This is a genomic window from Pseudomonas sp. CFII68, assembly GCF_000416195.1.
Lineage (GTDB): Bacteria > Pseudomonadota > Gammaproteobacteria > Pseudomonadales > Pseudomonadaceae > Aquipseudomonas > Aquipseudomonas kilonensis.
In genome coordinates, this window is the sequence record NZ_ATLN01000022.1 from 98,690 (window position 1) to 122,167 (window position 23,478).

The window sequence follows — 23,478 nt, forward strand, 5'->3', positions numbered from 1 at the left end:
AACAATACTTTTGAAACCTACGACAACATCGACTGCATGATGCTCTGCAACTCATCCAGGTCGAACGGCTTGTCCAGGATCGGCGCCTTGCGGGTAATGGGGCTATCGGTGTCGCGCACTTCCTGCGCGTAGCCGCTGATGAAAATGACCTTCAGCTCGGGGCGCAACTTGACCGCAGGCTCGGCGATCTGCACCCCGGAGATACCACCCGGCAGGCGGAAGTCGGTAATCATCATGTCCAGATGAGGCTTGCTCGCCAGGATCTCGAACGCCTGGGCACCGTTTTCGGCCTGCAGCACCCGGTATCCCTCGCCCGACAGGTAAGCCGACAGCACCATCAGGATCGACGGGTCATCCTCGACGATCAATACAACATCTTGCGCATCTTCACTCATGAGAAGCCTTTGTTCGATCAATAGCTGCTGATACGACCTTGGGGTCTCGCAGAGGTTGCGTCTGTTCGGCGGTTTTGTCCAAGACAGTTTTCTGCAAGGGCAGGCAAACACGAAACAAGGCCCCGTCATTGAGGCGACTGTTGACCGTGATCGTCCCGCCATGGGCCGCGACAATCTGCTCGGAAATGAACAGCCCCAGGCCCAGGCCAGCAGCGGCCGCCTTGGACGATACGCGCTCGAACTGCTGGAAGATACGTTTCTGGTTTTCCTCGCTGATACCGATGCCATGGTCCTGGACCTCGATGCAGGCGTGGTCGGGCGTCTTGTAGACGCGCACCTCGATCGGGCCCTTGCCGCCGTAGCGCAACGCATTGGTCAACAGGTTCGAGACCACCTGCTCGATACGAAACTCATCCCAAAGCCCCTCCACCGCAGGTTCAGCCATGCAGGTCAACGAGCACTCGGCGACGGCGATCTGCGGCTGGAAATTGCGCAGCAGGTTCTCCACCAATGCCGTCAGGTTGAAGCGGGTCGGACGGATCGAAAGCTTGCCGGTGCGAATCCGCGACACATCCAGCATGTCCTCGATCAGCCGGATCAGGCTCTTGATCTGCCGCTCGTCGCGTTCGACCATCGCCCGCACTTTATCCAGGCTGAAGGCGGCGGCGTTGTCCCGGGCCAGGTGCATCTTGCGCAATTGTGTCTCGAGAATGAGACCATTGAGGGGCGTACGCACCTCGTGGGCGACGATGGACATGAAGTCGTCACGCATGCGCACCGCTTGCTCCAGCTCGCCGCGGGTGGTCTCCAGTTGCTGCAACAGCACCTCCTGCTCGCGGCGACTCTGCTCAAGGGCTACGACCTGCTCCTTCATGGCCTTTCGTTGACGGTACAACTCGACGAACACATTGACCTTGCTTTTGACCGCCTGGGTGTCCAGCGGCTTGTGCAGGAAGTCCACCGCACCGTTTTCATAACCGGTAAAGGCATAGTTGCGTTCACGACCGGCGGCACTGACGAAGATGATCGGAATGCTGCGGGTCTTCTCCGTGCCGCGCATCAGCTCGGCCAGTTGGAAACCATTCATCTCCGGCATCTGCACATCGATGATGGCCAAGGCAAAGTCGTGTTGCAGCAACAGCGACAGCGCTTCGTCCGCCGACGGTGCCTTGAAGACCTCGCGGTCGTGCCCCCTGATCAACGCTTCCAGGGCCAACAGATTCTCAGGCAGATCATCGACGATCAGCAGTTTGGCTTGAACATCTCTTGGCATGTGGTTCATTCCAGCCCGGCCAGCAATTGGCCGATGCCTTGCAAAGTAAGGATATGGTCGGGCTCGTGCAGGGCCAGCGCCGCTTCGGGCATGGTCGAGACCTGGGCTTCACCGGGGTCCTGGACCACCGTGATCCCGCCCAGTGCCCTGACCTTCGCCAAGCCACAGGCGCCATCGTTGTTGGCGCCGGTCAGCACCACGGCCAGCAATTTCTGGCCATAGACATCGGCGGCCGATTCAAACAACACATCGATGGACGGCCGCGAATGATGCACCGGTTCCTCCAGGCTCAACGACAGGCTACGGTCAGCCTCGACCGACAAGTGATAGCCAGGCGTGGCGACATACAAGGTTCCCGGCACGATGTCTTGCTTGTCCCGGGCTTCCTCCACCGGCACCGCCAGACGATGTCCGAAGACACGGGCCAGTTGGCTTTCGCGCTCGTCCGGCAAATGCAATACCACCAGGATGGGCACGCCAAAACCCTTGCGCAGGTGTCCGAAGACCCTGAGCAACGCTTCGACGCCACCGGCCGATGCACCGACGACAATGGCCTCGATGGGCGGGTTGGATCTGTCCTTCGTCTGGTTCATAACTTGCGATAGATCCGTTCCTGTTTGACCAACGGCTCGAATCGATGGCCGTAAGCCGAAAAATCCAACGTCTCCTTACTGCCCAATACCAGGAAACCACGGTGACAAAGGGACTCATGAAACAGCCCAAACGCACGATCCTGTAGTTTCTTATTGAAATATATCAATACGTTACGACAGGAAATTAACTGGGTTTCTGAAAAGACACTGTCGGTCGCCAGGCTGTGATCGGCAAAGGTCACGTTCTCGCACAGGGTTTTGTCGAACATCGCATAATCGTAGGCGGCGGTATAGTAATCGGCAAACGAGCGCCGGCCTCCGGCGGCCTGGTAGTTCTGGGTATAGGTGCGCACGTTCTCCAGGGAGAAAATCCCCTGCTTGGCTTTTTCCAACGAGCGCGGGTTGATATCGGTGGCATAGATGAGCGTGCGGTCCAGCAGGCCTTCTTCGCGCAGCAGGATCGCCATGGAGTAGACCTCCTCCCCCGTGCTGCAACCAGCGATCCAGATCTTGATCGAAGGGTACGTCCTGAGCAGCGGCACGATTTCCTCGCGGATCGCGAGGAAATGCGAGGGGTCGCGAAACATCTCGCTGACCGGGATCGTCAGCAGTTGCAGCAACTGCATGAACGCCCCCGGGTCGTGCAGCACGCGCTCCTGCAATGCCGAGATGGTCCTGCACTCGAGCTGGCTCAGCGCATGGTGGACCCGGCGCTTGATGGACGCACCGGAATAATCGCGAAAATCGTAGCTGTACTTGAGGTAGATCGCTTCGATCAACAAACGAAGTTCAATGTCAGTGTCACGTTCCACTAAATTCTTTCCATATTCGGCAACCACACGCGAATCAGCGAGAACAGACGATCCAGATCGATCGGTTTGGCCAGGTAGTCGTTGGAACCCGCCGCCAGGCAGCGCTCCTGATCATCCTTCATGGCCTTGGCCGTCACGGCAATAATGGGCAGCTTGCGCCAGCGCGGGTCCTTGCGGATCAGCGCGGTGGCTTCGAAACCGTCCATCTCCGGCATCATTACATCCATCAGCACCAGATCGATATCGTCGAACTCGTTCAGGCGATCGATCGCCTCGAAGCCGTTACGGCCGATGACAACGATCGCCCCCTTCGTCTCCAGGGCGCTGGTCAGGGCAAAGATGTTGCGCACATCGTCGTCCACCAGCAGCACCTTGCGGCCTTCAAACACCTTGTCGCGGCTGCGGGCGGCCTTGAGCATCCGCTGCCGTTCATGGGACAACCGGGATTCGACTTTGTGCAGAAAGAGTGTCACCTCGTCCAACAGGCGCTCTGGCGAACGGGCACCCTTGATGATGATCGAGCGCGAATACTTGCGCAGTTCGGCCTCTTCGTCACGGGTCAGGTTGCGCCCGGTGTAGACGATCACCGGCGGGAAGGAACAGATGTCTTCGCTGGACATGCGCTTGAGCAGGTCATTGCCGAGCATGTCCGGCAACTTGAGGTCGATGATCATGCAGTCGTAGACATTGGTCCGCAGCAGGTCCAGGGCTTGCTGGGCCAGGCCAACGGCGGTGATCTCGATGTCATCATCGCCGATCAGCCGGGTAATACTGTCACGCTGCAGGTCATCGTCCTCCACCAGCAGCACCCGCTTGACCTTCTGGGTCAGCTTGGCCTCAAGGCGGGCGAATACATCCTTGAGTTCTTCACGGGTGGTCGGCTTGACGGCATAGCCGATGGCGCCCATGTGCATGGCGGCTTCGACGCGGTCTTCGACGGAAATCACGTGCACCGGAATATGCCGGGTTTCGGCTCGCTCCTTGAGCCGCTGCAACACCGTCAGCCCGGAATGGTCCGGCAGGCGCATGTCCAACAGGATGGCGTCGGGGGCCAGTTGCAAAGCCAGGTCGAAACCTTCATCGGCACCGTGGGCCACCAGGCACTGGTAACCGAGCTCATGGGCCAGGTCGAACAGGATGTGGGCGAACTTGGGTTCGTCCTCGATCACCAGAATGCACCGGGTGTCGAACGGCGCCTTGTCGCGGTCGTCGGCGAAGCGGGCAATCGGCGTATCCACTTCAGCGATCAGCGGTGCCGGGGCGGCTTTTGGCGCAACCGGCGCTGGCGCGGTGGCCGTCGGGGTGAAGGTCATCAGCGCTGTCGGCGTGTCCCCGGGCTCGACATAACGCTCAGGCATTACCAGCGTAAACACGCTGCCCTGCCCAGGCTCGCTGGAAACCGAGATAGAGCCGCCCAGCAACATGGCCAGGTCCCGGGAAATCGACAACCCCAGGCCCGTGCCGCCGTAACGACGGTTGGTCGTGCCATCGGCCTGGCGGAACGCTTCGAAGATGCTCTGCTGCTGATCGGCGGCGATGCCGATCCCCGAGTCGCGCACCATGAACGCGATGCCCGAACCCGGCTGCCCGGCCACAGCCAGGCAGACGGAGCCTTGCTCGGTGAACTTCACGGCATTGGACAGCAGGTTCTTGATCACCTGCTCCAGGCGCTGGCGGTCGGTGTAGAGCATCGCCGGCGCATCGGGCAATACCTGGACCTCGAATCCCAGGCCCTTGTCGGCTGCCAACGGCTCGAACATGTCCCGCAGGCCCTCCACCAGACGCTGCACGCTGGTGTTTTCCGGGCGCACTTCCAGCTTTCCGGCCTCGACCTTGGAGATGTCGAGAATATCGTTGATCAGGTTCAACAGGTCGTTGCCGGCGGAGTAGATCGACTCGGCGAACTTGACCTGTTCCTCGCTGAGGTTCTGCTGCGGGTTTTCCGCCAGCAGCTTGGACAGGATCAGCGAGCTGTTGAGCGGCGTGCGCAGCTCGTGGGACATATTGGCCAGAAACTCGGATTTGTACTTGCTCGAACGCTGCAACTCTTCGGCGCGCTCCTGCAATTGGATCTGGGCCAGGTTCAGCTCGCTGTTCTTCTGGTCCATGGCGTCGCGCTGCTCGGCCAATTGCTCGTTGGTCTGCTCCAGCTCCTGTTGCTGGGCTTCCAGGTGGGCCTGGGATTCCTTGAGGATGCGTGACTGCTCTTCCAGCTCCTCGTTGGCGGTCTTGAGCTCTTCCTGCTGCACTTGCAGTTCTTCGTTCAACTGCTGGGTTTCGGCCAGTACTTCCTGCAAGCGCTGGCGATAACGGGCGGCCTCGATGGAGGTGCCGATATTGCCGGCGATCAACTCCAACAGCTCGATATCGCGCTCGGTCAATGGCCGCAGGAAGCCCAGCTCGATGACCCCGTTGATCCGGTCATCGTCACTGGTGGGCACCACCAGCACGCTGTTGGGCAAGCCTTGCCCCAATCCGGAGCTGACTTTGAGGTAATCGTCCGGTACGTCGTCCAGGCGGATGAGGCGGCCCTGTTGCACGGCCTGGCCGGCGATGCCTTCACCGTCGACGATCATCTGTTGCTGCTGGTCATCCTCCCGGGACAGGCCATAGGTGGCGACGCGCTTGAGGACGCCATTTTCTTCCCGCGTATAGAGTGCAGCGACCGCCACATCCAGGTACTTCGCACAGAACTGCAGGATATTGCGGCCCAACAGGTTCAGGGACAACTGCCCCAGGACCTGTTCGGCCAGCAGCGTCTGGCCATTGCGCAACCAGGCCTGCTTCTCCAGGTGCAAGGCGCTGCGTTGCTGGACTTTCAGGCTGGCGCTGTAGCTCTCGGACAAGCTCAACAGATCCCGGCGGCCGACGTAGGCCAGCAACCCACTGACAGCGGCGACGAACAGCAGGTACAGGGCAATGCTCCAGACCGTGGTAGTGCGCACGTCCTGGTTGCGCGCCGCGCGCAGTTGCTGCTCGGTATCGACGATTTCCTCGAAGGTGTGGCGGATCTCGTCCGTCAAGCGCTTGCCGCGCCCGGACCTCGCCGCGCTCCGGTAATCCCCGCTGCTGCGTTGCAGGTCGATCATGCCCTGGGCGTACGTGGACCATTCCGTCTGGAGCGCTTGTATCTTGTGCAACCGGTCGGTCTGGACGGGGTTGTCGGCTGTCAATTCCAGCAGTGTATCCAGCGCGACGGCAATCCGCGGCTTGGCCACTTCATAGGGCTCGAGAAAGTGCTCGTCACCGTTCAACAGGTAGCCACGCATGCCGGTTTCCAGGTCCACGCTCAGCTTGAGCGCCTCATTGGCATTATTGATCACCCGGTCGGTATGCCCGACCCACTGGATCACCGACAGCAGGTACGTGACAAGGATAATGAAAAACACCGCGCTGAGGGCGCCCATGCCCAGCGGCAGGCTGATATTGCGGCTCAGGAGCTTGCGAAAACTTTGCTCGTCGACCGAAGACGAAGGAGTCATGGAAAGGGCCTTGGTGGACAGTTGAAAACCGTGGAGTTTGCCCGAAAAACGGCGTTTGGATCCACATTATCTGACGAGTCAAAGGCGCAAGTCCCGCGACGATCTACCTTGTAGCAAGGAAGCGACTATCCTTGTCAGCTCTTGTACTATAGATCCTTTCTTGTACAACCCTGGGAACTTGTGCCACCTCGGCGCTTACTCATAAAAGAGGCTCATAAAAGAGGCTCAAGAAAGGGGCCGTTTTTTTTCGAGCCCCCTCCCGCTCCCATCTTCGAGAATGCCTACTATGTCCACCCCTCCTCCTCCCAAGCCCACCATCCTGGTAGTCGAAGACGACGACATTGTGCGGATGCTGATCGTCGACGTGCTTGAGGAACTGGAATACCAGGTGCTGGAGGCAGATGGTTGTGAGCAGGCGCTGGCGTTTTTGCGCAACGACGAGCAAGCCATTGCCCTGATGATGACCGACGTCGGCCTGCCGGTAATGGACGGGCGGGAACTGGCCAAGCAGGCTCGGTCCATGCGGCCGGCGCTGCCGGTGCTGTTTGCCAGCGGTTATGCCGAAAGCATCGATGTGCCTGAAGGCATGTCAGTGATCGGCAAGCCCTTCTCCATCGATCAGTTGCGCGACAAGGTCAAACGCATTCTTGCTTGAGCCGGATCGCATTCTTGGTCACTATCGGCGCCCCGCGCGCCGACGGCGCCTGAATCGCTCCGAGGAACCCCCTGCTCATGCATCACCCCACCGCCACCAAGGTCCTGGTTATCGGCTATGTCTGGCCCGAGCCGCGCTCATCGGCTGCCAGCGGGCATATCATGCAGATCCTCGACACGTTCCTCGGGCAAGGCTGGGACATCACCTTCAGCAGCCCGGCGGGCCCGGGCGAGCAGCGCGCCGACCTGGTCGCACTGGGCATCCGCGAAGTGCCGATCGAACTCAATAGCAGCAGCTTCGACGCCTTCATCAGCGAGCTGGCACCGGATATCGTGCTGTTCGACCAATTCATGATGGAAGAACAGTTCGGCTGGCGGGTCGAGAAGCACTGCCCCGGCGCCCTGCGGGTGCTGGAGACGTCAGACTTGCAGAGCCTGCGCCACGCTCGGCACCAGCGTTTGAAGGACCGCCTGAAGCACGATGAGGCTGGCGAGGATTTCAGCGACCTCTTCGCCCCGGCCCTGGACGAGGAGTTCCAGCGGATGGCCGACACCGACCTGGCCAAACGGGAAATCGCCGCCCTGTACCGCTGCGACCTCAACCTGATGGTGTCCGAGGTTGAAATCGAACTGTTGGTGGAACACTTCAAGTTACCCCGCAACCTGCTGCTCTGGTGCCCGTTGATGCTGGACCTGCCCAGCGAACAGCCCGTGCCGTTCGAGGAGCGAGCGCATTTTCTCAGCATCGGCAACTTCCGCCACGCGCCGAACTGGGACGCCGTGCTCTGGATGAAAAACGCCATCTGGCCACTGATCCGCCAACAATTACCCGGTGCGCAACTGCACCTGTACGGCGCCTACACCCCACCCAAGGCCGCCGCATTGCACAACCCGGCCCAGGGCTTTCACATCATGAACTGGGCCGAGGACGCCTTGCAGGTGATGTCGGCGGCACGCATCTGCCTGGCGCCGCTGCGTTTCGGCGCCGGCATCAAGGGCAAGTTGATCGACGCCATGCGCTGCGGCACCCCCAACGTCACCACGCCCGTGGGCGCCGAAGCCATGCACGGCGGCATGCCCTGGCCCGGCGTGATTGCCCAGAGCGCCGAAGGCATCGCCAATGCGGCGGTGCAGTTGTATCGCGACCCGGCACGCTGGACCCAGGCCCAGGATGCGGGCCTCGCCCTGCTGGAGAACCGCTACCGGCAACAGGTGCACGGCCCGGCGCTGATCGACAGCATCAACGCTTGCCGGGCGGACCTGGCGCAACGACGTCGGGACAACTTCACCGGCAGCATGCTGCGTCACCACCAGCACAAAAGCACCCAATACATGTCCCAGTGGATCGAAGAAAAAAACCGCAACGGTTAGACGTCAGAGTGGCAGCCGCCTGGCGAAGGGGGCATTATCCAACGGCGATAACAATAAAAGCGCCAGACCCATGACCCGAACAGCCAGAATCACCGACCCCTCCTACGAGTTGATGGACGACCATAACGGGCTGTCCATCATCTACCGTCAGCACGGTTTTCCCTGCCCCCTGGTGCGCTGGCATTTCCACAAGGAATACGAGCTGCACTTGATCGTCGCCAGTTCCGGCAAAGTGTTCATTGGCGACTACATCGGCAACTTCTATCCCCAGTCGCTGTTCCTCACCGGCCCCAACCTGCCCCATAACTGGATCAGCCAGGTGGCCGAGGACGAAGTGGTGCACAAGCGCGACATGCTGGTGAACTTCACCGACGAGTTGTTCGAAAGCGGCCACCAGGTGTTCGCCGAACTCAAGACGGTCGCACCGCTGCTCGAACGTGCCCAATACGGCATCGAGTTTCGCTGCAAGCGCACCATCCGCCAGGCCATGACCCTGATGCAGCGCATCGCCGATTCCCAGGGCATGAGCCGCCTCGGGCATTTCTTCATCCTGATGGAGCTGCTGGCCGGCACGGATGACTACCAACTGCTTTCCGGAGCGACCTCCCCGCAAGCGGCGGACGAACACAGCATCGACCGCACCAACCGCGCGGTGGACTACATCTTTGCCCACTACGCCCGGGAAATGTCCCTGGAAGAAGTGGCCGAGCACCTGGGCATGAAACCCACCTATTTCAGCCGGGTGTTCAAACAGGCCACCGGTCGCTGCTTCATCGAATTCGTCAATCGCCTGCGCATCAGCAAATCCTGCGAATTGCTGGCCGACGGCGACAAACCGGTGACAGACGTGTGCTTTGAATCCGGCTTCAACAACATCTCCAATTTCAACCGGCGTTTCCAGCAACTCAAGGGCATGACCCCGTCCCATTATCGGCGGCTGGCGGTGCAGCGGTTGACCGAGCAGAATCAAGGCTGAGAATCTCGGATCATTTCTGTGGCGGGATTCATGTGGGAGCAAGGCTTGCCCGCGATGCAGGCGCCTCGGTTCCCCGGAAGACCGCGTCAACTTCATCGCGGGCAAGCCTTGCTCCCACAGATAATTTCCATCGCCACACCCCACCCAGTGCAAAAAAGTATCAGCACAAGTGCGACGGATGATTTGTCACGCCGTCCAATGAGGGCTGTAATCAGCGCACATTCTTCCCTTCATCCGGAAGACACAAAAACAATAACTGTCCTTCTGCAGCCTTCGGGCGCGGAAAAGGAGTGCGCGATGAAACCTTCGGTAAAAGCTCTGCTTGTCTCCACCTGCATGACCCTCAGCAGCGTCAGCTTCGGCGCAGAGACCCTCACCATTGCCACGGTCAATAACAGCGACATGATCCGCATGCAAAAGCTCTCGAAAACCTTCGAGGCCGAGCACCCGGACATCAAGCTCAACTGGGTGGTGCTCGAAGAAAACGTCCTGCGCCAGCGCCTGACCACCGACATCGCCACCCAGGGCGGACAGTTCGACGTACTGACCATTGGCATGTACGAAGCTGCACTCTGGGGCGCCAAGGGCTGGCTGGAACCGATGAAAGACCTGCCGGCCTCCTACGACCTGGACGACGTATTCCCTTCCGTGCGTGATGGTTTGTCGGTCAAAGGCTCGCTGTACGCCCTGCCGTTCTATGCCGAAAGCTCGATCACCTATTACCGCACGGACCTGTTCAAGAACGCCGGGCTGACCATGCCCGAACACCCGACCTGGACCCAGATCGGTGAGTTCGCCGAAAAACTCACCGACAAATCCAAGGAACAATATGGCCTGTGCCTGCGGGGCAAGGCCGGTTGGGGCGAGAACATGGCGCTCATCACCACCCTGGCCAACGGCTTTGGCGCGCGCTGGTTCGATGAGAAGTGGCAGCCGCAATTCAATGGGCCCGAGTGGAAGGATGCGCTGAACTTCTACGTCGACAATATGAAGAAATCCGGCCCGCCGGGCGCTTCCAGCAACGGCTTCAACGAAAACCTGGCGCTGTTCAACAGCGGCAAATGCGCGATCTGGGTGGATGCCAGCGTCGCCGGTTCGTTCGTCACCGACAAGACCCAGAGCAAGGTGGCCGACCACGTCGGATTCACCTTCGCCCCCCACGAAAAAACCGCCAAGGGCACCTCGTGGATGTACTCCTGGTCACTGGCCATCCCGGCCAGTTCCAAAGCCAAGGAAGCGGCCACGGTCTTTACCACCTGGGCGACGTCCAAGGAATACAGCCAATTGGTCGCCAAGACCGACGGTATTGCCAACGTACCGCCAGGCACCCGCACCTCGACCTACAGCGACGAGTACATGAAGGCCGCGCCGTTTGCCAAAGTGACCCTGGAGTCGTTGAAAGTCGCCGACCCGAAAGCGCCAACTCTCAAGCCTGTGCCCTACATCGGCATCCAGTTGGTGACCATCCCCGAGTTCCAGGCCATCGGCACCCAGGTGGGCAAGTTCTTTTCCGGCGCGCTGACCGGCCAGCAGACCGTGGACCAGGCGTTGACCGCCGCGCAGTCCACCACCGAACGCGAGATGAAACGTGCTGGGTATCCCAAATAATCCGCGCCGCCTGCTCTCGCTTTCTGTGGGAGCGGGCTTGCTCGCGAATAGGTCGGCACATTCAACATTAATGTGACTGACAAATCGCTTTCGCGAGCAAGCCCGCTCCCACAGGGGGATCTTCATAGGCCCGCAAAAATCGGTTCAATGCCATGAATAGCTCAACAACAACTGCCAAAGCCCCCATCGAGATTGCCCCGCCGGCACGCAAGATCCGCCTGGCGAACCCCGGTTGGTTCCTGGTCAGCCCTTCGGTGGCCTTGTTGCTGCTGTGGATGATCGTGCCGCTGGGCATGACCGTCTACTTCTCGCTGATCCGCTACAACCTGCTCTACCCCGGTGAAAACGAATTCGTCGGGCTGGAGAACTTCACCTACTTCCTGACCGACTCGGGTTTCATGCCCGGTGCCACCAACACCTTGTTGCTGGTGGGCAGCGTGCTGCTGATCAGTATCGTGCTGGGGGTGTTGATCAGCGCGCTGCTGGAGGCCAGTGAGTTTTTTGGTCGCGGCATCGTCCGTGTGCTGCTGATCTCGCCGTTCTTCATCATGCCCACCGTCGGCGCGCTGATCTGGAAGAACCTGATCTTCCACCCGGTGTCGGGCATCCTCGCCTCGGTGTGGAAACTGTTCGGCGCCCAACCGGTGGACTGGCTGGCCCATTACCCGCTGCTGTCGATCATCATCATCGTGAGTTGGCAATGGCTGCCCTTCGCGATCCTGATCCTGATGACCGCCATGCAGTCGCTGGACCAGGAACAGAAAGAGGCCGCGCGCCTGGACGGTGCCGGCCCGATCGCGATTTTCTGGCACCTGACCCTGCCGCACCTGGCTCGCCCGATTGCCGTGGTGCTGATGATCGAGACGATCTTCCTGCTGTCGGTGTTCGCCGAGATCTTTACCACCACCAACGGTGGCCCTGGCTACGCCTCGACCAACCTTGCCTACCTGATCTACAACCAGGCACTGGTGCAGTTCGACGTCGGCATGGCGTCGGCCGGTGGCCTGATTGCCGTGGTCATTGCCAACATCGCCGCCATCATCCTGGTCCGGATGATCGGCAAAAACCTCACCGACAAGAACTGAGGCCGTCGCCATGACTCTTCAACAATCCCGTCGCCTGCAAAGCCTGCTGCTGGGCACGCTGGCCTGGGCCATCGCGATCCTGATCTTCTTCCCGATCTTCTGGATGGTGCTGACCAGCTTCAAGACCGAAATCGATGCGTTCGCCACGCCGCCGCAGTTCATCTTCGCGCCCACGCTGGAGAACTACCTGCACATCAACGAGCGCAGCAACTACTTCAGCTTCGCCTGGAACTCGGTGGTGATTTCCTTCAGCGCCACCGCCCTGTGCCTGCTGATTGCGGTGCCGGCGGCCTACTCCATGGCGTTCTATGAAACCCAGCGCACCAAAGGCACATTGCTGTGGATGCTCTCCACCAAAATGCTGCCGCCGGTGGGCGTGCTGATGCCGATCTACCTGCTGGCCAAGCAATTTGGCCTGCTGGACACGCGTGTCGCGCTGATCATCATCTACACCTTGATCAACCTGCCCATCGTGGTCTGGATGATTTACACCTACTTCAAGGACATCCCTCGCGACATCCTCGAGGCCGCACGCCTGGATGGCGCCACGCTGTGGCAGGAGATGGTCCGCGTGCTGCTGCCGATTGCCAAGGGCGGCCTGGCCTCCACTGTGCTGCTGTCACTGATCCTGTGCTGGAACGAGGCCTTCTGGTCGCTGAACCTCACCTCCTCCAAAGCCGCACCACTGACGGCGTTGATTGCCTCCTATTCCAGCCCGGAAGGTTTGTTCTGGGCCAAATTGTCGGCCGTCTCGACCCTGGCCTGCGCGCCGATCCTGATTTTCGGCTGGATCAGCCAGAAACAGCTGGTGCGCGGCTTGTCCTTCGGCGCGGTGAAATGAACCGTCAAAAGATCGCAGGCTTCGCCAGCTCCTACACACAGCTCACAGCCTCCGCGATCCCTGTAGGAGCTGCCGAGTGCAACGAGGCTGCGATCTTTCCCAGCCAACTGAATAAATGACAAGTGGAGGCCCATCATCATGGCCAACCTGAAAATCAAGAATTTGCAAAAGGGTTTCGAAGGTTTCTCCATCATCAAGGGCATCGACCTTGAGGTGAACGACCGCGAGTTCGTGGTCTTCGTCGGCCCGTCAGGCTGTGGCAAGTCCACGCTGCTGCGGCTGATCGCCGGCCTGGAAGAGGTCAGCGACGGCACCATCGAACTCGATGGCCGGGACATTACCGAGGTCAGCCCGGCCAAGCGTGACCTGGCGATGGTGTTCCAGACCTACGCCTTGTACCCGCACATGAGCGTGCGCAAGAACATGTCCTTCGCCCTGGACCTGGCCGGCGTACCCAAGGCCGAGGTCGAGAAGAAGGTCAACGAGGCGGCGCGCATCCTCGAGCTGGGGCCGATGCTCGAGCGCAAGCCCAAGCAACTGTCCGGTGGCCAGCGCCAGCGTGTAGCGATCGGCCGGGCCATCGTGCGCAACCCGAAAATCTTCCTGTTCGACGAACCACTGTCCAACCTCGACGCCGCCCTGCGGGTGCAGATGCGCCTGGAGCTGGCGCGCCTGCACAAGGAGCTGCAGGCGACCATGATCTACGTGACTCACGACCAGGTCGAAGCCATGACCCTGGCCGACAAGGTGGTGGTGCTCAATGGCGGGCGCATCGAGCAGGTCGGCTCACCGCTGGACCTGTATCACCAGCCAGCCAACCTGTTTGTCGCCGGGTTCCTCGGCACGCCGAAAATGGGCTTTCTCAAAGGCAAGGTTACCGGCCTGGACAGTCTGGGCTGTGAAGTGCTGCTGGACGCCGGCACGCGTATCAGCCTGCCCTTGAGCGGTGCCAACCTGAGCGTCGGCGGCGCGGTGACCCTGGGGATTCGCCCGGAACACCTGAACCTGGCGCAACCGGGGGATTGCACCCTGCAAGTCACCGCCGACGTCAGCGAGCGACTGGGCAGCGACACCTTCTGTCACGTCGTCACGGCGTCCGGCGAAGCCTTGACCATGCGCGTTCGCGGCGACCTGGCGAGCCGTTTCGGCGAGCAACTGAGCCTGCACCTGGACGCTGAACACTGCCACTTATTCGATGCCGAGGGCGTTGCGGTGACCCGCGCGCTGCGCGCCGCCGCCTGATTGCCGAGACCTGCGATGAAACTCAACCGACAAAACCTGCACAACCTCAAGCCTGACGTCGCCCTGCCCGCCTACCCTTTGGGCGACATCCGCCAGGGCATCGCCCACATCGGCGTTGGCGGTTTCCACCGGGCTCACCAGGCCTACTACACCGATGCGCTGATGAATACCGGCGCCGACCTGGACTGGGCCATCTGCGGCGTGGGCCTGCGGGCCGAGGATCGCCGCGCCCGGGATGACCTGGCCGGCCAGGATTACCTGTTCACCCTGTACGAACTGGGCGACACCGATGACACCGAAGTCCGGGTGATCGGCGCGATCAATGACATGTTGCTGGCTGAGGATGGCGCCCAGGCGCTGATCGACAAACTGGCCGATCCGCAGATCCGCATCGTCTCGCTGACCATCACCGAGGGCGGCTATTGCATCGACGACAGCAACGGCGAGTTCATGGCCCACCTGCCGCAGATCCAGCACGACCTGGCCCATCCTGACACTCCGAAAACCGTCTTCGGTTTCCTCTGCGCCGCCCTGGCCAAGCGCCGCGCGGCCGGCACCCCGGCGTTCACGCTGATGTCCTGCGATAACCTGCCCCACAACGGCGCAGTCACTCGCAAGGCGCTGCTGGCGTTTGCCGCACTGCGCGACCCGGAACTGGGCCATTGGATCGACGCGAACGTGAGTTTTCCAAATGCCATGGTCGATCGCATCACCCCGATGACCAGCAGCGCGCATCGCTTGCAGCTACATGACGAACATGGCATCGACGACGCTTGGCCGGTGGTCTGCGAACCATTCGTGCAATGGGTCCTGGAAGACAAGTTCGTCAACGGTCGCCCGGCCTGGGAAAAGGTCGGCGTGCAGTTCACCGATGACGTCACACCTTATGAAGAGATGAAAATCAAGCTGCTCAACGGCAGCCATCTGGCGTTGACCTACCTGGGTTTTCTCAAGGGTTATCGCTTCGTCCACGAAACCATGAACGACCCGTTGTTCGTGCGTTACATGCGCGCCTACATGGACCTGGACGTGACGCCGCAACTGGCGCCAGTGCCGGGCATCGACCTGACCGACTACAAGAACACCCTGGTGGAGCGTTTTTCCAATCAGGCGATTGCCGACCAGTTGGAACGGGTCTGTTCGGACGGCTCGTCGAAGTTTCCAAAATTCACCGTGCCGACCATTAACCGCTTGATCGCCGACGGTGGCGAAACCCGTCGCGCGGCGCTGGTGGTGGCGGCCTGGGCCGTGTACCTGAAGGGCGTGGACGAAAACGGCGTGACGTATTCAATCCCGGACCCACGGGCGGCGTTTTGCCAGGCACTGGTGGCTGACGATGCGCTGGTGACTCAGCGGGTGCTGGAGGTGGAAGAAATCTTTGGCACCGCCATTCCCCGCTCGCCGGAGTTCGTGGCAGCATTCGAATGGTGCTGCAACAGCTTGCGTGAGCATGGGGTAACACGAACACTTGAGCGGGTACTGGCTGACGTGAACTAAGCTCGACGCGATCCGCTCTTGTGGCGAGGGGATTTATCCCCGCTGGGCTGCGAAGCAGCCCCAAATGTTTCTGCTGCTTCGGTGTATCAGACAGTACGTCTGGGGGCCGCTTCGCGACCCAGCGGGGCGGTGCGACGTTTCGCTAAATCCCCTCGCCACAGGTTCTGTGTTTTGTTCTTTGATCCGAGGATTTCCATGGCAAACCAACAACTGTTCCTGGGCATCGACTGCGGCACCCAAGGCACCAAGGCGCTGATCCTGGACGCGACCAGTGGCCAGGTCCTGGGCCAGGGTGCCGCGGCGCACGCCATGATCAGCGGCCCCAACGGTCGCCGTGAACAAGACACCCAGCAATGGCTCGATGCATTCACCCAAGCGACTCACCAAGCCTTGGCAGACGCCGGCGTCGATGGCCAGGCGATCCTCGGCATCGGCGTCTCCGGCCAGCAACACGGCCTGGTCCTGCTTGATGACCAGGGCCAGGTCTTGCGCCCGGCCAAGCTGTGGTGCGACACCGAGACAACGCCGGAAAACGATCGGCTCCTGGCGCACCTGGGCGGTGAAGACGGCAGCCTCGAACGCCTCGGCGTGGTGATCGCGCCGGGCTACACGGTTTCCAAACTGCTCTGGACACGGGAGCAGCATCCCCAGGTTTTCGAACGCATCGCCAGCGTCCTGCTGCCCCACGACTTCCTCAACTACTGGCTCACCGGCCGCCATTGCAGCGAATACGGCGACGCCTCGGGAACCGGCTATTTCAACGTACGCACCCGCCAATGGGACGTGCAACTGTTACAACACATCGACCCCAGCGCACGCTTGCAGGCGGCGCTGCCGGAACTGATCGAGGCCCATCAGCCAGTCGGACGCATCCTGCCGGCCATTGCAGCGCACCTGGGCATCAACCCTGACGCCGTGGTGGCAAGTGGTGGCGGCGACAACATGATGGGCGCCATCGGCACCGGGAACATTCAGCCCGGCGTGATCACCATGAGCCTCGGGTCCTCCGGTACGGTCTACGCCTATGCCGCCGAACCTGCGGTCAGCCCACAGCCGTCGGTGGCGACGTTCTGCTCCTCCAGCGGTGGCTGGCTGCCGCTGATCTGCACCATGAACCTGACCAACGCCACCGGGGCGATTCGCGAATTGCTGGCGCTGGACATCGACACATTCAACGCCCTGGTGGTCCAGGCTCCGATTGGCGCCGAGGGCGTGTGCATGCTGCCGTTCCTCAACGGCGAGCGTGTTCCCGCCCTGCCCCATGCCACCGGCAGCCTGCTGGGCCTGACCACCACCAACCTGACCCGGGCCAACCTGTGTCGCGCCGTGGTCGAAGGCACGACCTTCGGTTTGCGCTATGGCTTGGACCTGCTGCGGGCCAACGGGCTCCAGGCCCAGAGCATTCGCCTGATCGGCGGCGGGTCGAAGAGTGCGGTGTGGCGGCAGATTGTCGCCGACACCATGGACACCACGGTCATTTGCACCGAACAGAGCGAAGCCGCTGCCTTGGGAGCGGCGATTCAGGCAGCATGGTGTCACTCGGGTTCACCTACGGATTTGGCCGAGCTGTGCGAGCGCTGCGTCAAGCTCGACCCGACCAGCGAAACCCGGCCAATCGCCGCGCATGTCGCGGCGTCGCAACAAGTTTATGAACGTTATCGACAACACGTCGCAACCCTTTGAGAGCGGGAAACTATGTATTTGGTGTGTGGTGAAGCGCTGTTTGATTTTTTCAGTGAGACCGAGGCGAATGGCCCGGCCTCGCAAGTGAACTACAAGGCCATTGCCGGCGGTTCACCGTTCAACGTGGCCGTGGGGCTGCGCCGCCTGGGTGTTGAATCGGCGCTGTTGACCGGGCTGTCCACCGACTACCTGGGCCGACGCTTGCAACAGGTGCTGCTCAATGAAGGTGTCAGCGCCCAATACCTGGTGGAGTTCGACGCACCGACCACCCTGGCAATGGTTGCCGTGGGCGCCAATGGTTCGCCCCACTACAGTTTTCGCGGCGAAGGCTGTGCGGACCGACAACTGAGCCTGGCGCATCTACCGGACCTGGGCCCCGAGGTACGCGGCTTGCATTTCGGCTCGTTCTCGCTGGTGGTCCAGCCCATCGCCGACACGCTCCTGGCCCTGATGCAACGCGAAAGCGGCCGCCGCCTGATCAGCCTCGACCCGAATGTGCGACTCAACCCGCAACCGGATATCGAGCTGTGGCGCTCACGGATTGCGACGCTGGTGCAATATGCCGACCTGATCAAGGTCAGTGACGAAGACCTGGAGCTGCTCTACCCAGGGGTTGAGCCCAAGGCGATCGTCGAAGGTTGGCTGGGGAACCGCTGCCAATTGGTCTTCCTGACCCGTGGCGGCCAGGGCGCTACGGTCTTCAGTCGCCAACACGGCTCATGGTCGCTGCCGTCCTGTCCGGTGAAGATCGCCGACACCGTGGGGGCAGGCGACACCTTCCAGGCCGCGCTGATTGCGTGGTTGACTGAACAACAATTGGATTCGGTCGAGGGGTTGCATACCCTGACCCGGGAACAGATCAGCGCCATGCTTGAGTTCGCCATTCGCGCCGCCGCCCTGACGTGTGGCAAAACCGGGCCAGACCTGCCATACAGGCAACAATTGAACTGAATGGCGCATCGCTGCTAAAAAATCGCAGCTAAAAACTGGACGCCGGGTTCGGACACGACCGGACCCGAGCGTCAGGCTTACAAGGACAACGCCGCTATTAGCGCCCAGTCATCCGATGGTGTTGCTGATGAAAGTGATTGCCAGCGGCAGGGTTGTGGTCGAGCTCGGTACGCAGCTCGGCGATCAAGTCGTTGATGGCCCGGCAACCGGTGAGTTTATTGGCATCGATGTCGGTTTTGACCAAAGCCACGCGATCGGTTTCGTGATCGTCGTAAATCTTGACCGTCATCTTGAGCTCAGGTGACAAGGTGCATTGCGAGCGCTTGGGCAACAAGCTGCTTTCAATGATGTTTCGCATTTCGAGGGCAGATAGAAACATGGCGACTCTCTCCTGTTGAGGCGGCCAACTTATGTTCACGCCGGCGGTATTTTCGTCCGTTTTCTTCCCTGCGGACTGGGACTACGAATACCGTGCCGTTCGTTCTTTTTTTTAGCGTTTTCAGTCAACGAGTTCGCCAGGCGAACTCTTGAATCATCCCGCAATAAGTGTGCCTGTATTGAAGACCTTGCGGATTGATCTGAATCAAACGCTTAGCTTCTTCCCGCGCCAGAGAGCTCGTGCAAAATGCAAGGAAACGCTATTTTTTCCATGCAAACTGCAATCACTTTTATCCTGTTCGCAAACTAGAGTAGCCCCTAATGTGAAGACGCAAGCGGGCATCCGTCGCCTGCTTCAAAAAAAGTGTGACGTAGCGTAAAAAACTCAAATCGCGCCCACCGCCGCACGCTCGGCCACGTGGCGCAAACTGTCGAAATTGATATTGGCACCGGAGTCGATCGCCACCAGCGTCTGGCCTCGCGCCCCCGTGTGCGCCACGTACTGCTTGATGCCTGCCACCGCCAGTGCGCCCGACGGTTCGGTGATGGAACGGGTATCGTCATAGATGTCCTTGATCGCGGCGCACAGTTGATCGTTGCTCACGGTCATCACTTCATCGACACAGAAACGACAGATATCGAGGCCATGGGCGCCGATCTGCGCGACGGCCACGCCATCGGCGAAGGTTCCCACTTCTGGCAAGGTCACCCGCTCACCGGCTGCCAGTGCCGCCTGGAGGCAAGCAGAATGCTGCGACTCGACGCCGATGATGCGTACCTCCGGGCGCAGGTACTTGACGTAGGCCGCGATCCCGGCGATCAGCCCACCGCCGCCGACCGGGACGAAAATCGCATCCAACTGGCCGGGGTGCTGGCGCAGGATTTCCATGGCGACAGTGCCCTGCCCGGCGATCACGTCCGGGTCATCGAAAGGCGAGACGAACTCCCGTCCGGTCTGCTCGGCCAGGTCCAGCGCGTGCGCCAGGGCAAACGGAAAGCTTTCCCCGTGCAGAATCGCTTCGGCGCCTCGGTTGCGCACGCCCAGCACCTTCAATTGCACAGTGGTCACAGGCATGACGATGCTGGCCGAAATCCCCAACTCCCGTGCCGCCAGCGCGACACCCTGGGCATGATTGCCGGCAGACGCGGTGATGACGCCACGGGCGCGCTGCTCCGGGGTCAGTTGCACGAGTTTGTTGTAGGCACCGCGGATCTTGAAGGAAAAGGTCGGTTGCAGGTCTTCACGCTTGAGCAGGATCCGGTTACCCAAGGCCTCGGACAGTGCAGGAGCCGCTTGCAGCGGCGTGCGCACGGCCAGTTCATAGACCGGCGCGGCGAGAATCTTCTTAACATAGTGCTCAAGCAGGGCTTGCTCGGTGCGGGTAACGGTCATGGCGATCTCCTGGTTCGGGCGGAGCCCAGGAGACAGAAAGAAAAAACCCGCCTCCAGGGCGGGTTGGGTGCAGCCGACAGCTAACCCGCCAAATAAGGAATGGCGGTAATAATGCTTGGCTGGCTGCGCAGTACGGTTGAGTTCATGCCTGGAAATTAGCGGTGTGTTGGCGGCAAGTCAATGGCAAATATGTAGGAGCTGGCGAAGCCTGCGATCTTTTGATCTTTCGCTTGAGATTCAATTTCTGGGGAAAGATCGCAGCCTCGTTGCACTCGACAGCTCCTACACAGCTCCTACATTCCTACATGGCACCTACATGGCGTTGTGTCATTTGAGTCCGATTTTATACAGCGCCCCGTCGTCCTCATCCGTCAGCACATACAGGTAACCATCCGGGCCCTGGCGAACATCCCGGACGCGTGCCTTGAGCTCGCCCAGCAAACGCTCTTCGTGGACGACCTTGTCGCCCTGCAATTGCAGGCGAATCAGTTCCCCGGGCACCAGCGCTCCGATGAACACGTTGCGCTGCCAGGCCTTGAAACGATCATGGTCGTAGAACGCCATGCCGCTGAGCCCCGGTGACACCTGCCAGACGTGGTGAGGGTCAAGGCCGCCCTCGACGGTCTTGCCCTGGGCTTCGGGAATCGGGGCGCCGGAGTAGTTGATGCCATGGGTCGCCAGTGGCCAGCCGTAGTTCTTGCCGCGCTCGATGATGTTCAATTCATCACCGCCCCTGGGCCCGTGCTCGTTTTCCCACAGCGTGCCATTCCAAGGGTTGAGGGCGGCGCCCTGGGGGTTGCGCATGCCGTAGGACCAGATCTCGGGACGGACGTCTTTCTGGCCGACGAAGGGGTTGTCGTCGGGCACCTTGCCGTCGGGGTAGATACGCACGACCTTGCCTTGCAGCTTGTCGAGGTCCTGGGCGGTGGCCCGCTCGTTGTTTTCCCCCAAGGTAATGAACAGATAGCCGTCGCGATCGAAGACCAATCGCGAGCCAAAGTGGTTGCCCGTGGACAGCTTGGGTTGCTGGCGGAAGATCACGTCGAAATTCTTCAGGCTCTTGAGGTCTTCGGACAGTTGCCCGCGCCCCACGGCGGTGCCGGCCTTGCCGTCTGCGCCCGCCTCGGCATAAGACAGGTAGACGGTGCGGTCCTGCTTGAAGTCAGGCGACAGCACCACGTCCAGCAGACCGCCCTGGCCCTTGGCCCACACTTGTGGCACACCACTCAAGGGTGTGGACAATTGACCATCGGGGCTGACCACGCGCAGGTTGCCCGGCCGCTCCGTCACCAGCATGCCCTGCTGGCCAGGCAAGAACGCGACGGACCAAGGGTGTTCCAGCCCCTTGACCACGGTGGTCACTTCCAGGGTGCCCTCCTCGCTCTTGAATGACTGGATTGGCGCGGCAGCAGCCGGCGTGGCAAAGGTCAGGACAGCGCTGGCGCAACAGGCGGCCAGGAGTGTTTTACGCAACATGCACATTTCCTTCTGCGGTGTTGAAAGAGAACAACGGGCTCCGGCGCCTAGCGGTTGCCATTCTGGCTGTTCCTGGGGGGCGTGGGAGACTCGATGGTGGGACGCGGCGAACCCGACGGTTGGCCGGACCGAGGGTAGCCATTACCGATGCCGCCATTTTCCAGGGTCGGTGGGCGTGGTACAGGCACGCTCGGATTGTCATGAATCGTCGGCACGTTGGGCCGCGTGCCCTGCATGCTGTTGGGATTGGCCCGCCGTGTCGGGCTGTTATAGGGATTGTTGTTGCCCGGCAGATTCTGGGCCAGGACCATAGGGCCTTCGCCCGGAGGGGTGGCCTGGGCAGCGGCGGTCAGTAATAGCGTCATGATGGCGAGTATCAGCCTGTTCATTCGGACACCTCTTAAGTTCAGGCATATCGAAAGCACGCTACGCCGCAGGTTCGCCATTGTTAAGCGAAATGTCCCGGTGAAGATGTAACCAAGAGTCTCCGCCCCCTGTGGGAGCGAGCTTGCTCGCGATGGCGGTGGGTCAGCTTGCATCAATAGCGCCTGTACCGTTGCCATCGCGAGCAAGCTCGCACAATGGAAACTTTTCCCAAGGCGCGAAGGTCACCAGAAAGACATTCACCGGCAAGGACAACACCACCATGGCACGGGCAATCTGGAAAGGCGCAATCAGTTTCGGACTGGTCCACATTCCTGTCGCGCTGGTGTCGGCCACCTCTTCCCAGGGCGTGGATTTTGACTGGCTGGACAAGCGCAGCATGGACCCGGTGGGCTACAAGCGGGTCAACAAGGCCACGGGCAAGGAAGTGACCAAGGACGACATCGTCAAGGGCGTCCAGTACCAGAAAGGCCAGTACGTGCTGCTCAGCGAAGAGGAAATTCGCTCCGCCCACCCCAAGTCCACCCAGACCATCGATATCTTTGCCTTTGTCGACAGCGAGAAGATCCCGTTGCAAAACATCGACACGCCCTACTTTCTCGCCCCCGACAAACGCGGGGGCAAAGTCTATGCCCTGCTGCGCGAAACCCTGGTCAAGACCCACAAGGTCGCCCTGGCCCACGTCGTGCTGCATACCCGCCAGCACCTGGCGGCGCTCATGCCCCTTGAATCGGCGCTGGTACTGGTGATGCTGCGCTGGCCCGCGGAGGTGCGCGACCTTGATGTCCTGGAGTTGGGCGACGAGGTGACGAACCCGACCCTGGCCAAGGGCGAGCTGGAAATGGCCAAGCGTCTTGTGGCAGACATGAGCGCCGACTGGGAGCCGCAAGAATACCGGGACAGTTTCGAAGACAAAATCATGGAACTGGTGGAGAAAAAGGCCAATGAAGGCCGTCTCGAAGCGGTGGAGACCGACCCGGGCGAAGAACAACGCAAGACCGCCGATGTCATCGACCTTACCGAGTTGCTTAAGCGCAGCCTGGGCAGCAAGGGCAAGGTCACCGACAAATCCGCCGGGAAGGCCCCGGCAAAACCTGCGAAAACCGGCAAATCCGCGCCTGCCAAAAAAGCCACCAAGGCCTCCCGGGGCTAAAAACCTGGCGTATGCCGCGCTGGAACGGGCCAAGGGCTCGGGCGCCAACCCTTGGGAAGGCTACAACCACCGCCAGCGGATCACCGCCAGTATGTGGGAGCAATTGGACGCGCAAAAACCCAACGACTGAACACGCGTAGGACGTAGGAGCTGTCGAGTGCAACGAGGCTGCGATCTTTCCACAAACAATTGAGTCCAGAGCGAAAGATCAAGATCAAAAGATCGCAGGCT

Annotated in this window: 20 protein-coding genes; 11 read left to right on the forward strand and 9 right to left on the reverse strand. The window is 60.8% G+C overall.

The window, feature by feature from the left end; genetic code table 11:
• Positions 1–17 precede the first annotated feature (17 nt).
• The 5 genes from CFII68_RS23450 to CFII68_RS23430 are packed head-to-tail and all read right to left on the reverse strand — an operon-like array spanning position 18 to position 6,555.
• Positions 18–395 carry a response regulator gene (locus CFII68_RS23450; RefSeq protein ID WP_014338183.1) on the reverse strand — a complete coding sequence of 126 codons (378 nt, stop codon included), beginning with the start codon at positions 393–395 and terminating at the stop codon, positions 18–20.
• Entirely contained in the window at positions 388–1,668 is a 1,281-nt protein-coding gene (locus CFII68_RS23445) for a hybrid sensor histidine kinase/response regulator (protein WP_018601497.1), read from the reverse strand. Before CFII68_RS23445 ends, CFII68_RS23450 begins: the two co-directional genes overlap by 8 nt.
• A gap of 5 nt (positions 1,669–1,673) precedes the next feature.
• Complete coding sequence (locus CFII68_RS23440) at positions 1,674–2,261, reverse strand: chemotaxis protein CheB (RefSeq protein WP_003202309.1); 588 nt, start codon at positions 2,259–2,261, stop codon at positions 1,674–1,676.
• Complete coding sequence (locus CFII68_RS23435) at positions 2,258–3,073, reverse strand: protein-glutamate O-methyltransferase CheR (RefSeq protein ID WP_018601503.1); 816 nt, start codon at positions 3,071–3,073, stop codon at positions 2,258–2,260. Before CFII68_RS23435 ends, CFII68_RS23440 begins: the two co-directional genes overlap by 4 nt.
• Positions 3,073–6,555, reverse strand: a complete 3,483-nt coding sequence (locus tag CFII68_RS23430; RefSeq protein WP_018601504.1) for a response regulator — start codon at positions 6,553–6,555, stop codon at positions 3,073–3,075. Before CFII68_RS23430 ends, CFII68_RS23435 begins: the two co-directional genes overlap by 1 nt.
• 286 nt (positions 6,556–6,841) lie before the next feature.
• Here CFII68_RS23430 and CFII68_RS23425 point away from each other — a divergent pair, with 286 nt between their 5' ends.
• The 10 genes from CFII68_RS23425 to CFII68_RS23380 all read left to right on the forward strand — a co-directional run bounded on the left by CFII68_RS23425 (position 6,842) and on the right by CFII68_RS23380 (position 18,463).
• Positions 6,842–7,210, forward strand: a complete 369-nt coding sequence (locus CFII68_RS23425; RefSeq protein ID WP_018601506.1) for a response regulator — start codon at positions 6,842–6,844, stop codon at positions 7,208–7,210.
• 77 nt (positions 7,211–7,287) lie between these two features.
• Entirely contained in the window at positions 7,288–8,580 is a 1,293-nt protein-coding gene (locus CFII68_RS23420) for a glycosyltransferase (protein WP_018601508.1), read from the forward strand.
• Positions 8,581–8,650: 70 nt separating this feature from the next.
• Entirely contained in the window at positions 8,651–9,556 is a 906-nt protein-coding gene (locus tag CFII68_RS23415; RefSeq protein WP_018601510.1) for an AraC family transcriptional regulator, read from the forward strand.
• Positions 9,557–9,853: 297 nt separating this feature from the next.
• Complete coding sequence (locus CFII68_RS23410; RefSeq protein ID WP_018601512.1) at positions 9,854–11,164, forward strand: sugar ABC transporter substrate-binding protein; 1,311 nt, start codon at positions 9,854–9,856, stop codon at positions 11,162–11,164.
• A gap of 152 nt (positions 11,165–11,316) precedes the next feature.
• Positions 11,317–12,249 carry a carbohydrate ABC transporter permease gene (locus CFII68_RS23405; RefSeq protein ID WP_018601514.1) on the forward strand — a complete coding sequence of 311 codons (933 nt, stop codon included), beginning with the start codon at positions 11,317–11,319 and terminating at the stop codon, positions 12,247–12,249.
• A gap of 10 nt (positions 12,250–12,259) precedes the next feature.
• Positions 12,260–13,090: a carbohydrate ABC transporter permease gene (locus tag CFII68_RS23400; protein ID WP_018601515.1), complete on the forward strand. Its 831-nt coding sequence runs from the start codon at positions 12,260–12,262 to the stop codon at positions 13,088–13,090.
• A gap of 138 nt (positions 13,091–13,228) precedes the next feature.
• Complete coding sequence (locus tag CFII68_RS23395) at positions 13,229–14,332, forward strand: ABC transporter ATP-binding protein (protein ID WP_018601517.1); 1,104 nt, start codon at positions 13,229–13,231, stop codon at positions 14,330–14,332.
• A gap of 15 nt (positions 14,333–14,347) precedes the next feature.
• Entirely contained in the window at positions 14,348–15,829 is a 1,482-nt protein-coding gene (locus CFII68_RS23390) for a mannitol dehydrogenase family protein (protein ID WP_018601518.1), read from the forward strand.
• 195 nt (positions 15,830–16,024) lie between these two features.
• On the forward strand, positions 16,025–17,512 hold the full coding sequence (gene xylB, locus CFII68_RS23385) for a xylulokinase (RefSeq protein ID WP_018601520.1): 1,488 nt from the start codon (positions 16,025–16,027) through the stop codon (positions 17,510–17,512).
• Positions 17,513–17,524: 12 nt separating this feature from the next.
• Positions 17,525–18,463, forward strand: a complete 939-nt coding sequence (locus CFII68_RS23380; protein WP_018601522.1) for a carbohydrate kinase — start codon at positions 17,525–17,527, stop codon at positions 18,461–18,463.
• A 97-nt stretch (positions 18,464–18,560) separates the two neighbouring features.
• On the opposite strand, the gene CFII68_RS23375 is transcribed toward CFII68_RS23380, so the two are convergent.
• From CFII68_RS23375 to CFII68_RS23360, 4 genes are all read right to left on the reverse strand, one after another.
• A complete protein-coding gene (locus CFII68_RS23375) occupies positions 18,561–18,842 on the reverse strand; it encodes a DUF1652 domain-containing protein (protein ID WP_014338168.1) in 282 nt (93 codons plus the stop codon).
• Positions 18,843–19,226: 384 nt separating this feature from the next.
• Positions 19,227–20,234 (reverse strand): threonine ammonia-lyase, biosynthetic, encoded by a 1,008-nt coding sequence (gene ilvA / locus CFII68_RS23370; protein WP_018601526.1) that lies wholly within the window; start codon positions 20,232–20,234, stop codon positions 19,227–19,229.
• Between the two features lie 327 nt (positions 20,235–20,561).
• Positions 20,562–21,710: a PQQ-dependent sugar dehydrogenase gene (locus CFII68_RS23365; RefSeq protein WP_018601528.1), complete on the reverse strand. Its 1,149-nt coding sequence runs from the start codon at positions 21,708–21,710 to the stop codon at positions 20,562–20,564.
• A 47-nt stretch (positions 21,711–21,757) separates the two neighbouring features.
• Positions 21,758–22,099 (reverse strand): hypothetical protein, encoded by a 342-nt coding sequence (locus CFII68_RS23360; protein ID WP_018601530.1) that lies wholly within the window; start codon positions 22,097–22,099, stop codon positions 21,758–21,760.
• A 257-nt stretch (positions 22,100–22,356) separates the two neighbouring features.
• Here CFII68_RS23360 and CFII68_RS23355 point away from each other — a divergent pair, with 257 nt between their 5' ends.
• Positions 22,357–23,247 (forward strand): Ku protein, encoded by an 891-nt coding sequence (locus CFII68_RS23355; RefSeq protein WP_018601532.1) that lies wholly within the window; start codon positions 22,357–22,359, stop codon positions 23,245–23,247.
• Positions 23,248–23,478: the final 231 nt, after the last annotated feature.